Origin of the sequence: Melaminivora alkalimesophila, from assembly GCF_000282995.1 — a bacterium.
Classification (GTDB): Bacteria; Pseudomonadota; Gammaproteobacteria; order Burkholderiales; family Burkholderiaceae_C; genus Melaminivora; species Melaminivora alkalimesophila.
The window spans coordinates 1-223 of the sequence record NZ_ALEE01000576.1 but is presented as its reverse complement, the minus strand read 5'-3'; the positions used below and the strand labels follow the sequence as shown (position 1 = coordinate 223).

The 223-nt window shown below is 79.8% G+C and carries 1 pseudogene; it reads right to left on the bottom strand.

What is annotated here, in order from left to right:
• Positions 1-223: pseudogene (locus tag A612_RS11290) on the bottom strand (cyanophycin synthetase); the annotation flags it as partial.

Below are 223 nucleotides of genomic sequence, written 5' to 3'. Positions count from 1 at the left end.
ACACCGGCTCGACCTGGCCGGCGGCGCGCAACGCGCGCGCCAGCGCCCGCCCGTCGGCCGCGGCGATCGGCGCCTCGCCCGCGGCGTAGACCTCGGTGAGCAGCAGCGCGTCCGCCCGGCCGAGCACGGCCACGAAGTCGTCGAAGCAATCGCGCGTGCGGCTGTAGCGGTGCGGCTGGAAGGCCAGCACCACGCGCCGCCCCGGCCAGGCGCCGCGCGCCGC